This window comes from Pedobacter sp. AW31-3R, from assembly GCF_052180285.1.
Lineage (GTDB): Bacteria > Bacteroidota > Bacteroidia > Sphingobacteriales > Sphingobacteriaceae > Pedobacter.
The window spans coordinates 3,148,986-3,163,196 of the sequence record NZ_CP197475.1; the positions used below are offsets into that span (position 1 = coordinate 3,148,986).

7 protein-coding genes and 1 tRNA gene are annotated in these 14,211 nt (G+C 45.0%); 7 read left to right on the top strand and 1 reads right to left on the bottom strand.

What is annotated here, in order from left to right:
• Nucleotides 1–12: 12 nt before the first annotated feature.
• The 6 genes from ACSBL2_RS12845 to ACSBL2_RS12870 all read left to right on the top strand — a co-directional run bounded on the left by ACSBL2_RS12845 (nt 13) and on the right by ACSBL2_RS12870 (nt 10,285).
• Nucleotides 13–1,443 carry a PP2C family protein-serine/threonine phosphatase gene (locus tag ACSBL2_RS12845; RefSeq protein WP_442592101.1) on the top strand — a complete coding sequence of 477 codons (1,431 nt, stop codon included), beginning with the start codon at nt 13–15 and terminating at the stop codon, nt 1,441–1,443.
• 1 nt (nt 1,444) lies between these two features.
• Entirely contained in the window at nt 1,445–5,398 is a 3,954-nt protein-coding gene (locus ACSBL2_RS12850) for an FtsW/RodA/SpoVE family cell cycle protein (protein ID WP_442592102.1), read from the top strand.
• 26 nt (nt 5,399–5,424) lie between these two features.
• Entirely contained in the window at nt 5,425–6,246 is an 822-nt protein-coding gene (locus ACSBL2_RS12855; RefSeq protein WP_442592103.1) for an FHA domain-containing protein, read from the top strand.
• Nucleotides 6,247–6,296: 50 nt separating this feature from the next.
• Nucleotides 6,297–8,621: a TonB-dependent receptor gene (locus ACSBL2_RS12860; protein WP_442592104.1), complete on the top strand. Its 2,325-nt coding sequence runs from the start codon at nt 6,297–6,299 to the stop codon at nt 8,619–8,621.
• 4 nt (nt 8,622–8,625) lie between these two features.
• A complete protein-coding gene (locus tag ACSBL2_RS12865) occupies nt 8,626–9,459 on the top strand; it encodes a DUF4249 domain-containing protein (protein WP_442592105.1) in 834 nt (277 codons plus the stop codon).
• 145 nt (nt 9,460–9,604) lie between these two features.
• Complete coding sequence (locus ACSBL2_RS12870; RefSeq protein WP_442592106.1) at nt 9,605–10,285, top strand: hypothetical protein; 681 nt, start codon at nt 9,605–9,607, stop codon at nt 10,283–10,285.
• Between the two features lie 9 nt (nt 10,286–10,294).
• Here ACSBL2_RS12870 and ACSBL2_RS12875 read toward each other — a convergent pair whose 3' ends face one another.
• Nucleotides 10,295–13,684 carry an SNF2-related protein gene (locus ACSBL2_RS12875; protein ID WP_442592107.1) on the bottom strand — a complete coding sequence of 1,130 codons (3,390 nt, stop codon included), beginning with the start codon at nt 13,682–13,684 and terminating at the stop codon, nt 10,295–10,297.
• A gap of 197 nt (nt 13,685–13,881) precedes the next feature.
• Here ACSBL2_RS12875 and ACSBL2_RS12880 point away from each other — a divergent pair.
• Nucleotides 13,882–13,952, top strand: a tRNA-Cys gene (locus tag ACSBL2_RS12880).
• The last annotated feature ends 259 nt before the right edge of the window (nt 13,953–14,211 follow it).

Here is a 14,211-nt window from a genome sequence, read left to right on the forward strand (position 1 = left end):
TGCGCAACACTAATGACTGAATACTTATTTGGAATATCGGATACCGGCAAGGTGAGGGACAACAATGAAGACGTGTTCATCACCCAGAGCGTCATGAATGGTAAATACCTGATTGCCGGTGTGATTGATGGTGTCGGGGGATATAACGGAGGGGAAATTGCCGCTGCACTGACCAGGGATATTGTTCTTGATGAGCTTTCCATGATAGGAAATAATATCGTGGCACAGCTGGAAATTGCATTTAACCTCGCAAATGAAGAGATTCTGGCTAAAAAATTAATCAGCAGTGATTTTGCAAAGATGGCCTGTGTGGCTACAGTGGTGGTGGTCGACAGAATGAATAATGAGCTGCATTATATCCATGTAGGCGATACCAGGCTGTACCTGTTCCGCGATAAATCACTTGTTAAATTGTCGCACGACCAGTCTTTTGTAGGTTTTCTGGAGGATTCAGGACGGATTACGGAAGAAGCGGCAATGAATCATCCGAAACGCAACCAGATTAACCAGGCACTCGGACTTGCCAGTATCATGGGGGCAGCAGAACCCTATTTTGAAACAGGTTCTTCACCTTTCCTGCCTTCAGACCTGATTCTGCTTTGCAGTGATGGCCTGACTGACCTGGTGGATAAAACAGGGATTACCACTATCCTGAACCAGCACAGTACGCTGCAGGAGAAAGCTGAGAAATTAGTAGAACTGGCCAACCAGGCCGGAGGCAAGGATAATGTAACCGTGGTATTGGCTGAAAATGACAGTAAACCTGTTTCCCATGAAGTGAAACGACCAGTTACAGAAGCCAGGAACAGTTTCCGCAGTACAGCTACCCCTGTTGCTCCGGCAAGCCCGATATCATATCAAGTCAATTATGAAGTAGATGTGGTCAAGCCAAAGAAAAACACCCGTTTAGTGTATGTTTTGTCGGCGCTGTGTGTGCTTTTTGCCGTGATTTCATTGCTGCTGTACCTGCAGCGTTCCCCTGAACCGGTCAAACCAGAAACTCCTGTACTGAAAGTACAGGCTGCGGAAAGTCTGGAAGAGAAAATATTAAATAATCTGCTGAGCAGCATTAAACAGGATACTTTGTTGCTGTCAGATTCAATTTTTAAAAAGGTTATTGTACTGAGCAAACCTTTGCAGATCGGTAGGGATACCCTGATCATTAAAACCAAAGGAACGATTGTATTGCGGGCAGATACGGCTTTTACAGGCCCTGCCATACAACTTTCCCCAGGTTCAAAGTATATTTCGCTGAACCATCTCACCCTGGAAAACTTTAAAACAGGCATCATTTCCCATAACAATGTGTTGGAAATGAATAGGGTTCAGTTTATCAATTGTGCGCAGCCTGTGCAGAATCAGTTTTTATTTCCTGACAGTTCCTATGTGAGCGGGAGATTAAACAGACGAGCCTATCAGGCGGATACCATTGCAAAAAAATAATATGGATAAAGGGAATGCGCCGCGGGGCAGCAGAAAACAGGAGCGTATATTTCTGGCTTTGATAGCCATTTTACTGGTTACTTTGTTCGTCAGGTTGTTTGCCGTATTGCAGGACCGGATGAAGGAAACGGACCAGCGCCTGAAAGCAGGGACAATGGTCAATATGAATGGCCCTGAACCGGTTAAGTCTATCAAAGCCCTTTTACTGAAAGGTACTTACCTGGAGGATCCGCGGGATGTCAGTTTTATTGCAGCAGCAATTACTGCAAAACACGGGCCCGATGAGGCATTCAGTAATATTGGTGACCTCAATAAACGCAAGTTTTATGTGTCCGCAGATGAGGCTGCCTTACAGGGAGGGATGTCTTTCAAAAAAAGGGTAGCCATATCACGTGCTTTGTTGGGATTTACAGGGGATGACAGCCTTCGTTTTATACAGGAATTGACACGGCCTTTGCCTTATCCTTCTACGCAGGACCTGAAAACCGGAAGTTCAGAGATTTCGGGAAAAATAACAGCTAAAGGAGCGGCTGTTGCTGCAGTGCTGGTGCGCTTGAGTACGGTTATCCCGGCAGACAGTCTTGATGGAAAGTCTTTTACGTCCTATGCCCGTACAGATCAGGACGGAAGGTATGAGTTTATGAACCTGCCCGACAGGCAATCGTATGAAGTGATCCCCATGAAACCCGGATTTGAATTTGGTCAGGTTAAAGGTGCAGTAGAATTGGATGGCTCTAAGTCTTTAAATTTTAATCAGTTGCCACACAGTATCAGGCTGCTTTCTGCGCGTGATTTTACACACCTTAAGAATGATGGAGCCCTGATTGTCCGCACACTTGAACAGTTTAACCGTTGGTTTTATACCATTACCGGTGTTTTCTTTGCCATTTTTATCGTTATCCACAGTTTGTTGTCACTGAAATTCCCGCATATGGACCAGCTGTTACTGCCCGTTTTGATGCTGCTGACCGGACTTTCCCTGCTGACTTTGCTGAGCCTGCAGGATCCGCTGCGGGACCGTTTCCTGGCTATGGATAGCCTGCTGTACCTGCTGATTGCTGCACTGGTGTTTTGTTCAGTCCTGTTTTTTAACCTGAAGCGCTTTACGGCAGATTCTGCGGTGTACAGACTGTTTGTGTTCAAAGCAGATTCCGCGGCCAATGGTTGGCCATGGATTGCAGTGGCAATGCTCGTGTTGCTGTCCACGCTGGTCTTTGGGGCTGGTCCTGAAGGCAGTGGGGTTAAGGTTAATTTATTGGGGATTCAGCCTAGTGAGCTGGTTAAATATATCGTTATTTTGTTCCTTGCCGGGTTTTTTGCCCTGAATGAACAGTTTATTTCTGCCTACTCGAACTGGAAAAAACGCTGGTCGTTTTTCTCTTTCGCGCTGGGTGCAATTCTGTTGACCTTATTGTTGTTTTTAATGCTGGGCGACCTGGGGCCTGCAATTGTCATTTGTTTTACCTTCATTGTGCTGTTTTCTTTTTCCAGGGGGGATTTTATGGATATGGCTGCATTTGTGGTCCTGTATGTCCTGGTATCCTGGCTGGTGGAGAATGTATGGCTGGATGCCTTGATTACTTTTGCAGTGCTGGCCATTTTCACCTTGTTGAAACGGAAATCTGTCAGTGAATCGGCCGTGATGGCACTGCTGGTGATTACAGCTTTTCTGACGATTGACCAGATTCCTTATCTCGACAAAATCGTACCGGGACCGGTTCAGCGGCTGTCAGACCGGAAGGCAATCTGGCAGGATGCCTGGAACAATGAGGTTTACGGCGGTGACCAGGTGGCTAATGGCCTATGGGCCATAGCCAGTGGCGGCATTAAGGGTCAGGGAACAGGAGAGGGCTTTGCAAAGACGATTCCTGAAGCCCATACAGACATGATTCTACCTGCCCTGGGAGAGGAGTTTGGCTGGGCAGGGATGGCCTGTATCTTTATCCTTTTCCTCCTTTATCTCCACCGTTCTCTGATTATCGGAAGGCAAACGGGTACACCCTTTTTGTTTTATCTCTGTGGAGGGATCGGTATTTGTACCTTTATCCAGTTTATCCTCATTGCCGGAGGTTCTATCGGCGCCTTGCCTTTGTCGGGCGTCTCCCTGCCTTTCGAAAGTTACGGCGGATCTTCCCTGGTGATTAATTTTACGGCTGCCGGATTTTTAATGTCGGTGTCCGCATTAAGGGGGTCGCCAGTGCAGATGAAATATATGACCAGCCAGCAGGATAAAAATCTGGTGCCTGCACTGATTGCTGCCTGTTCGGCAATTTTCCTTTTACTGGTGAATGTATCCGGCTATAGCTTTAACAGTAGCAAATGGGTGGTTAAACCGGCTTTGGTGGCCGACAGGAGCGGAAGCCGGATGTTTAGCTATAACCCAAGGATTGGTATCTTAATGAAGAAACTGGAGTCAGGAACGATTTATGACCGGTCGGGATTGATCCTGGCGACGAGCAACCCTTCGCTGCTGAAAAAACAATTGCCAAAACTGCGCCTTGCCGGAGTACCGGGATATGACCTGGATTCAGCCATGCACAGGAATGTTTCGAGATATTACCCTTTTGAGGAACAGCTGTTCTTCTGGACCGGTGATGCCAATACAGGGGTGTTTAGCGGTGGAATTAATGGCTATTTTGCAGAGTATGAACATGCTGCGGAATTGCGCGGCTTTCAGTTGCCGGTGTCCAGTTATACCCTTATGGCCTCAAGATACCGGGAAGACCGGTTTTTACCGGCAGGCCCCCGAGAGATGACCGTCCTCAAAAAGGATTATGCGGCATTGGTGCCATTATTGATCTCAGGATTAGATAGCAACCAGATCAATACCTTTAAAAAACGGAACCGGGATGTGAAGCTTGCAGTGGATGCCGGCCTGCAAACCCGGCTTCAGCACGCCCTCGCATCAGACCCGCTGTTGCGTAAAAACAGGGTTTCTGTGGTGGTGATGTCTTCCAAAACGGGTGATGTACTGGCTTCGGCCGCCTACCCCTTGCCGGCAGTAAAAAACTGGGAGCAGTTAACCATGAGTATGGCTGACCAGAATAAGCTTTTCCAATGGATCACCAATGCCGATCCGGGTTTTACCCTGGCTACCCAGCCGGGCTCTACGGCGAAACTGCTGACGGCCATGGCTGGTTTCAATAAGCTGGGTATGGCCGCAGCAGGGCAGACTTACCTGGTGAGACCAGAGGAGCGGATTCGTGCCAGTGGACCGGAACCGGATGAAACCGGAAATATTGATATGGAACGTGCTATTGTGAAGTCGAATAATGTTTATTTTATCAAACTGGCGAATGAACAGCATTTACAGGAGCAAATGGCTGAATTGTACCTGAAAACAGGGATGTTCCTGCACGGTGTCGGCGGATATTATTATGGCAGGAAAAATGTGAATGAAGAGCAGGATGAACGCTGGCTTAAGCTGTGGCGTAAAACAGAATTCAACAGTGCTTATCATCCCGGGAATATTTATAAAAACAGGGCCAGCGGAATTTCCGGGATGGCCTGGGGGCAGGGAGAGCTGGTGGCTACACCTGCTGCGGTTGCACGTCTCGCCGCTGGTATTGCGAACCATGGTGTCCTGGTGCCTAACCGTTATGTCCTGAAAATGAATGATACCCCTGTTGCGCCAAAGGAAGGGGTAGGCCTGGCGGACAAGTCTGCTTATGCAGACCTGCTGAAGAAATACATGATTGCCCAGAGTGCCGGTAAAGCCGGTGTGTTTGGCATTGCTGTTGCAGGGAAAACAGGAACTCCGGAAAGAATGCTGAAGAAGAAAAAGGTGAATGATGGCTGGTATGTGTTTTTTGCACCTGATGGTCAGCCTGGTGGATATACCGTGGTCTGCATCCGTATCGAATCTACCAAAGGGTCTTCTGAAGCGGTAAGAGTTGCCGGAGCGGATGTTATTCCTATCCTGGTACAGAAAGGATATATGAACAGCATCAACTGAATTGATTGATTACCATTAATGGATAAATGATGTTTGACTTTTTTAAAAATAAATATAACAGGGATACTACAGGGCAGAACCTGGATGTGAAAGAAATCCGGGAGGCGATCCTGAAGCTGATTAAAGAGCGTCTTCAGGAGTTGGATGGCGGCGAAGGCCGGCAGATCGGGGAGCTTTCCCTTTTTGTGAATCCCCCCCAGGAGGAATTGTTTAAATATGAAGCGGCAGTATATACCAGTAATCCGGATCAGTTTAAGGAAGAAGTGCAGCGAATTGCAGATAATTTTGCGATAGATCTGCCTGAAGAATGGCTGATGCAGGTGCTGGTTACCACAGCGCCCCCTGCCGGTGCAGTTCCGGCAAAAAATGTACATGCTGCCCTTTTGATCAAAAATAAAGCGGTTATTCAGGCTGCCATAGCCAATACCGCTGGTTTGGGTTTGATCACTGTCCTCTATGGGAAAGCAGACGATGAAAATTACCGCCTGGAACCCGGAAGTAAAAGGCTGAATATCGGACGCGAAAGAAATGTGCAATCGGCAGATGGTGGCATCAGGATCAATACCATTGCTTTCGCCGGTGATGCCCATGAAAGTAATAAGTATATCAGCAGGCAGCATGCCCATATCGAATGGGATAAGCAGGCAGCTTGTTTTATGCTGTATGCAGATGAAGGTGGTGTACCCCCAGCCAACAAAACTAAAATCAGGTCGGCCCAGGATGAAACATTGCATAAGCTGAATTCTATCCAGGTGGGTTACCGCTTAAAAGACGGAGACCAGGTGATTTTGGGAGAATCTGCAGTCCTGGAATTTAAATTGCTTAACGAGATAACTGAATTAAATTAACACCGCATGTTATTTTTTTTGTTAGTTTAGCGGCTTTCACCCCCGTATAAATGATTTTTAAAGCCAGTTGCCTTTTTTTCCTGATTACTTTTACAACGTTCTTCAGCCTGAGTGCCCAGAATAAGCATACGATTAGTGGATATATCAGCGACTCTGCCTCAGGAGAACAGCTCATTGGTGCAACCATCCGTATGGAAGGAAGCCTGAGCGTAAGTACCACCGCCAATGAATATGGATTTTTTTCTATCACCGTACCGGCAGGTAGTTATAAAATACTGGCCGGTTCCGTTGGGTATACAACCTATAACAAAGCCGTTACACTTTCCAGGAACCTGAAGCTTAATATTGCGTTAACTTCCCAGAATAATGAACTCTCCGAAGTTGTTGTTTCTGCCACGCGGAAGGATGAAAATGTGAAATCTGCAAAAATGGGCGTTCAGAAGCTGAGTATGCAGGAGATTGACCGGGTTCCCGTACTTTTTGGCGAACGAGACCTGATCAAAGTCGTGCAGTTGCTCCCCGGCGTGAAATCGGCCGGCGAAGGGAACAGCGGATTTTTTGTGAGAGGTGGTGCGGCAGACCAGAACCTGATCCTGCTGGATGAGGCCGTGGTCTATAATCCTTCGCATCTACTGGGCTTTTTCTCGACGTTTAACTCTGATGCGATTAAGGACGTGACTTTGTATAAGGGAAATACCCCTGCACAATACGGTGGCAGACTTTCTTCTGTGATGGATGTGAAAATGAATGAAGGAAATAACCAGCGCTTTAATGTGAATGGTGGTATTGGAATCATTGCTTCCCGTTTAACGGTTTCCGGTCCGATTGTGAAGAATAAGGGATCTTTCCTGATCAGTGCGAGACGTACCTATGCCGACTTGTTTCTCAAATTAAGTAAAGATACGATCGTCAACAAAAGTGCCCTGTATTTCTATGACCTTAACCTGAAGGCCAATTACCAGTTCGGGGAAAATGACAGGGTGTACCTGTCGGGTTACCTGGGGAAAGATAAACTGGGCCTCGGTGATCTTTTTGCACTCGACTGGGGCAATAAGTCTGCTACTTTGCGCTGGAACCACCAGTTCAGCCCAAGGTTGTTCTCGAATACCTCCCTGATTTACAGCGATTACCAATACAATATCGATCTGAATACAACTTCTTCCTTCCAGGGAGGAATCAGTTCGCAGATCAAGGACTGGAACCTGAAAGAGGAATTCAGCTTTTATCCGAATACAAACAATACCTGGCGCTTTGGCGTAAATTCCATTTACCATACCATAAGGCCAGGAGAATTTACAGGAGACCTTACCCTGGTGAGTCAACCCTATACCCATAGCTGGTCGAATGCCTTTTATGTCAACAATGAATGGAAAGCTTCGGAAAAACTTAAAATGGAGTATGGTGCACGTATAAGTGCATTCTCTGTTCTTGGTGGAGACAATAATTTTTATACCCTGAGTGAGACAGGAACGATTATCGATACCCTGAATTATAGCAAAGGCAAGATTGTGAAGACCTATTTGAACCTGGAGCCAAGGGTTTCGATGTCCTACCAGCTGAATTCCCTGTCTTCCATCAAAGCGGCTTATGCGAGGAATACCCAATCGTTGCACCAGTTGTCGAGCTCCGCAACAAGCACGCCGACAGATAAATGGGTGGCGACAAACAATATTATTAAACCGGAGATCGCGAACCAGTTTTCGGTCGGATATTTCCGGAACCTGAACAATGACAACTATGAATTTAGTGCAGAAGCATATTATAAATCACTCGAAAACCAGGTGGATTACCGGGATGGGGCGAATATAAGGAGTAATGAAGCGATTGAACCCCAACTCTTATTTGGTAAAGGAAGGGCATACGGGATGGAATTGTTGCTCCGCAAAAAAACGGGCCGTTTAACGGGATGGTTCGGCTACACCTTATCCCGTACAGAAAAACAAATCAATGGAGTCAATGATAGTGAATGGTATGCTGCTAGACAGGACCGTACCCACGATATCTCCATTGTCGGAATGTATGACCTGAATAAAAAATGGTCACTTTCTGCCACCTTTGTGTATTATACCGGGAATGCCGTTTCCTTTCCGCAGGGTAAATATTATATCGATGACCAGGTGGTCTTTCTGTATACCAAAAGGAATGGATACAGGATGCCTGATTATCACCGCCTGGATCTGAGTGCAACCAAGAAATTAAAAGAGGGCAAAAACTTCTCATCAGAATTGGTGCTGGGTTTGTACAATGCCTATGGACGTGCCAATGCCTATGCCATTACTTTCCAGGAAAATCCGGACGACCGTTCCCAAACTCAGGCCGTACAAACCTCTTTGTTTAGATTTGTACCCTCTATTACCTATAACTTCAAATTCTAATCGCATGAATAGAAATAACATTAACATGAATAGGAAGGATATTATTTTTTTATGTATGCTGCTGATCAGCTTCCTCTGCAGCTCGTGTGAAAAAGTGATTGATATTAAATTGAATGACTCAACACCTAGGATTGTGATTGAAGGGGAAGTGACCACCGCAAGCGGACCATATACAGTAACTATTACAGAATCAAAGAACGTAGATCAGAACAATACCTTTACGGGTAGGGCTGATGCTGTAGTGACAATTAAGGATATCACTGCCGGGATTTCAGAGATCCTGAATAATGCGGGTTTTGGAAATTATGTGACTTCATTTATCCGTGGTACAGCGGGACATACCTATGAGCTGACGGTGGTATTGGGCGATCAGACCTATACTTCCAGCTCCACTATCCCTTCTACGGATGTGAAACTGGAGGCTTTATATGTGGAAACATCCTCTTTCGATGATAAAGATATTTTTATGGTTCCTGTATTTACAGATCCTGCAGGAAAAGGAAATTATTACCGCCTGAGACAATGGGTAAACGGAGTGCTGATCAAAGGATCATATGTGAGAAGTGACGAAGCTACGGATGGTAGAAGATATACTTCCCAATTGTTTTATGATACAGACAGTAAGGAGGGGAATCCACTGATTAATGTGGGTGATTCCATTTCAGTAGAACTGCAGTGTATCGATAGGAAAGTCTATGATTTTTACAGGACACTGAACGCTACTATTGAACAGGACGCAGCTGCACCTTCCAACCCGCTGAGCAATATTAGTGGAGGAGCTTTAGGCGTTTTCAATGCCTGCAGGTCGAATAAATTATCCGCTATTGTTAATTTTTAACGCAGCATGTTTTATAACAAGACTGCTGCGTGGCAGGATGGAGAATGAACCGGAGACATGCAGGATAATTTGCACCTATGATTCCATGTCTGTTACCTCAAAAGTATGGTGTTAAATGATTCGAGTATAACAATTTAAATATAAAATGAATAAATCTGAAGTTGAACAGGTGTTGATTACAGTGAAGTCAGGGACTGAAGAAGCACTTGTTTTGAAAATATATAAGAATGGTATCCTTGCCCGAAAAGGATGCGGAGGATTACCGGGAGTTAAAATTTCGGGAATGAGCTTCACAGGGAACTCTACTTATTTTGACCAGGTGATGCAGAGTGTCTCCCAGCAGATTCTTGACCAGGAGATCAATCACGAGGAAAAGATCATTACCGGTTCTTTGGAGTACATGGTTGCTTTTTATGGGGTAACTGCAAATGGAGACCATGGGGAAAGGGCGGAATGGACGAAGTCGGCCATGCTCCGTTTTTATATGGATGAAGGAACCAGCTTCAGGCACAATTTACTGGGTTTTGTCGACGGATTTTCTATTGAAGCAATGAAGATTACGGATTCCTGGTACTTTGATATTGTCATGATGGCCCTGGAGAACAGAAAGTCATCGGCATTGCCGGAACAGACGCTTGCCCATGCTGCACGAACGGAGGAAGAACTGGAGAAGGATTTTCAGCATTATTTTCAGCAGACGAATAAAAAAGACCTTCCCACTTTTGTCGCCGGTAAAACTTATGCCGATACCAGTGGCGATTTATCCAGCCTGGTTTTCCGGATTGATGAAACATCACTGACTTATACCTTTAGCCCCCTGGCTTAAAAGCCAGGTTTAGCTAAAGAGGTCAAGCAGGTCTTTTTTGGTAAGGGATTTCATTAATGAGTTGTCCGTATGGATAAGGTCGCCCGCCAGCTCCTTTTTCGTCGCCTGTAATTTCATGATTTTTTCTTCAATGGTATCCGGACAGATGAGGCGTACCGCGACCACATTTTTCTGCTGACCAATGCGGTACGACCTGTCGATGGCCTGGTTTTCTACTGCCGGGTTCCACCAGGGATCTACCAGATATACATAGTCTGCCTCGGTGAGGTTGAGTCCCGTGCCCCCGGCTTTCAGACTGATCAGGAAGATTCGTACATTTTCATCTTCCTGGAAGCGCTGTACTGCTTTTTTCCTATTGGTGGTTTTTCCTGTGAGGTATTCAAAAGGAATATCCCTGGCCTGCAGCTCCGCTTTGATCAGGTCGAGCATGGAAACGAACTGCGAAAAAATCAGGATCTTGTGCTGTGGTGAATGGTTTTCAATTTCTTCCATCAATACCCTGATCTTGGCCGAGCCCGCACCATGGAGCAGGTCGTCTTTAAGCAGTGATGGAGAATTGCAGATCTGCCTTAATAAGGTGAGTCCTTTCAGCATATGAAGGGTGTGCTTAGGGAGTTCATCATCTTTTTTGCCCATCAGAAAATCTTTGTATTCATCTTTGCAGGCATCGTATACCGTCTTTTGCTCGGTTTCCATTTCACAATAGATCACCATTTCTGTTTTTTCCGGCAGCTCTCGTGCAACTTCATTTTTTGTTCTCCTTAAAATAAAGGGTTTTACTTTTTTCCTGAGGGCTATGGCGGTCCTGTTGTCCTTGAACTTATCAATAGGTGAAGAATAATTCTCCCTGAAAAATTGTTTGCTCCCCAGAAGACCGGGGCAGGCAAATGACAGTTGACCGTAGAGGTCAAAGGTATTATTTTCTACAGGCGTACCTGTAATCGCGATTTTATTCCTTGACTGCAGCAGGCGAACCGCATGGTACCTTAAAGATTCCGGGTTTTTGATCGTTTGTGATTCATCAAGAAAGATATAATTGAAATTATACTTCTTTAACCAGCCTATATCATATAATAAGGTTCCGTAAGAAGTGAGGATGATTTCATATTTATGGAACTCATGTGTGATTTTTGCCCTTTCAGCACCATAGATGGTATATACTTTAAGATCGGGTGCAAATTTTGCAATTTCTGCCTGCCAGTTGAAAATTAAGGTGGCCGGCACAACAATCAGGTTGGTATTCTGCGGTCTCTTTTCCCTCTGGGAAAGGATAAATGCAATAATCATCAGGGTTTTCCCAAGCCCCATGTCATCGGCAAGACAGCCGCCAAAGCCAAACTCATCGAGGAAATTCAGCCAGTTCAGGCCTTCTTTCTGATAATCGCGAAGGGTAGCGTTGAGCGAGAGTGGAATAGAGGTTTGTGCGATGTCCCTGAAATTGTCAATTTTCTTTTTATAGGACGATAATTCCATTCTAACCTCTGCAGAGAGAGATTCCTGTTCGTAGAGGTCTATGATGGAAGAAAAATTCACTTTGGGTGTCCGTAGCGTATCTTCAGTGATTTCGGCAGCACTGAAGTATTTGGTCAGTTTCTCGATCCATTCCTCCGGCAGAATACCCATCGTGCCATCGCCAAGTTTGATGAATTTGCTTTTATTGCTTACCGAACGGTGCAGTTGTTTCAGCGATACTTTTTGTTTGCCGAAAGAAATATCAAATTCGGAGTCAAACCAGTTCAGGCCACTGATGACTGCAATAGAAATTTTTACCTTATTTGGATTGAGGTTATTGCCGTAGATTTCGTTGAATCCCATGAGGGTAATCCCCGCATTTCCCCAGGCTTCAAAAGCATTGAGAAACCAGCTTTCTTCCAAAAAGCGCTTTTTATGCAGATAAAAATGGAGTGAATCCAGCTGTTCCTGAAAATAGGGATGCTGGCGCGTGACCGCAGATACCAGGTTAAGCTCTTCTTCGTCGTTCCTGGTGATGGTAAAGGTTTTTCCCGATTTATCCGTAGCATAGATTTGTTTCCTGGATAAGACCGGGACTTCAATGCTTCCATAGCGCATGACAGGGTTGATCAGAACATAGTCTTCTGAATAGGACAGGTAAATGATTTTTTCGAGGGACTGGTCGAAGTGTGTTTCCTTTAACTGTTTTTTTGTGGCAGGTTTGACATAGGAATAATTGAGCCTGACTTTGTTTTCCAGGCTGGTCAGGATATCTGTTTGAAAGGAAGCGAATTTCGATTCATGGATAATCAGGTGGTTGTTGTTTTGCCGCATAAAGGTAATTACCCGCAAACATGCCGGATCATCAACCAGGTATAAGTGCTGGTCATGCGCAATGAAATACTGGAATTTTATACTCAGCATCTTCACATCATGGATTTTTCCGGCGAGTAGCAATTCACTTTGTATGGTATAAAATCCATCTTTTAAGTCAATGGATAAGATCAGCTCCATCCTGCTGCTGGTCAGGCTTACCGGCAGGACTGAACTGGTGGTAATGTTGGGGGAGATGGTTGGATCATGACAAAATACCTTAAGGAGGAGTGGGTTTTTGGTCAGTGCCTTTAGTCCTTCCAGATCGGCCGTGGTTTTTTCCGATTCATAATTGTTCTGAAACCTCGATACCGCCGTATAGAATTTGATCTCCTCTGGCTGGTCGGTTGTCCATATATAGTCTGCTGCATTCAGGGATTTCAGGGGGTTCTTAATTTTTCCATTGCCGGTCATGGTCGATTCCATCAGTTCTACCTGGAAATGGGAATAATAGCGGTGCTGTTTGAGGACCAGGAACATTTTTGTATTCAGGTCTTCATCAGCCCTTTTCCGCAATACTGCTGCCTCCTCCGCTAGCAATAATTCTTTCAGCTCCTTGTTTTTTTCCTGGGTTACAGGAAGGAGGTCTTTGATGACCGGGCTAATTATTGCCTTTCTCTTGTCATAGCTAAGGCTGAAAAAATCATCCGGTTGTTGTTCATGCTCCAGTCCGTAAGCTGCAGCAAAACTCCTGATTTTCACGTGACGGAGCTGTTCATCAAAAAACAGGCGCAGTTCATTTCTGTCCTTGATGTTAAAAAGTACGCGCGACTGATGTTCACAGAGTCTGTTGGAAGAGGAGAGACAGTCACAGGTGAAGATCAGCGTGCCCTGATGCCACAATACGTCCACTTTCGGAAATTTTACGGGACTTCTGGCATCACTGAAGGAAGCAAAATTCAGGCTGATCTGTTGCGGCTCGAGATCAAAATAACCTTTCATGTCTGTATCCAGCGGACCAGCACTGTGTTTTAAAATAAATACAGTGCTGAGGGTATTGAAATCAAAGTCTTTCAAAAGATACATTCCCCGATGATCTTCCGGCTTTTGATAGGAGGTAGGTAAATCAGTCATTCATTGCAATGTATAAAAAAGATTCAAAAGGTTGAAGAATTACTAGAGTTGGAGGAGCTGCTGAAAAGTATGGCCCTGAGCATCAAGGAGATTATCCAGGAGCTAAAAAATAAATTAAAATAAATACTACTATTTCAGTAGACATTATTATATTTGCTCCTGTTGGGTAATTGTCCAGGCAAAAATCCTTCAACTATAGTCATGTGGCCGAGTGGTTAGGTGTGGGTCTGCAAAACCCTTTACGGCGGTTCGAATCCGCCCTTGACGTCGATTAAAGTATTAGATTTTTGGTTAGATCTAAGTTTTGTTTTGTTGGAAACTCCAGGTTGGATGGCCTGGAGTTTTTTATTTAAACATAAATCCAACTGGTTAAAAACACTGTTTTATGAGTTAAACACCTTACAAAACAAAGTTTTGGTGTACGGAAACGGGGTGTTGGTGTAAAAAAGTTGAGTACATGAACGCAGTTACCTACTTTTATACTGAAGCTAATCACTACAGTATCCTAATGTTGTCAGTGTATTAAT

Bases quoted from the DNA above. Each gene is read 5' to 3' on its own strand.
- ACSBL2_RS12855 (WP_442592103.1), top strand. From the start codon at position 5,425: ATGATGTTTGACTTTTTTAAAAATAAATATAACAGGGATACTACAGGG.
- ACSBL2_RS12850 (WP_442592102.1), top strand. From the start codon at position 1,445: ATGGATAAAGGGAATGCGCCGCGGGGCAGCAGAAAACAGGAGCGTATA.
- ACSBL2_RS12875 (WP_442592107.1), bottom strand. From the start codon at position 13,684: ATGACTGATTTACCTACCTCCTATCAAAAGCCGGAAGATCATCGGGGA.
- ACSBL2_RS12870 (WP_442592106.1), top strand. From the start codon at position 9,605: ATGAATAAATCTGAAGTTGAACAGGTGTTGATTACAGTGAAGTCAGGG.
- ACSBL2_RS12865 (WP_442592105.1), top strand. From the start codon at position 8,626: ATGAATAGAAATAACATTAACATGAATAGGAAGGATATTATTTTTTTA.
- ACSBL2_RS12845 (WP_442592101.1), top strand. From the start codon at position 13: ATGACTGAATACTTATTTGGAATATCGGATACCGGCAAGGTGAGGGAC.
- ACSBL2_RS12860 (WP_442592104.1), top strand. From the start codon at position 6,297: ATGATTTTTAAAGCCAGTTGCCTTTTTTTCCTGATTACTTTTACAACG.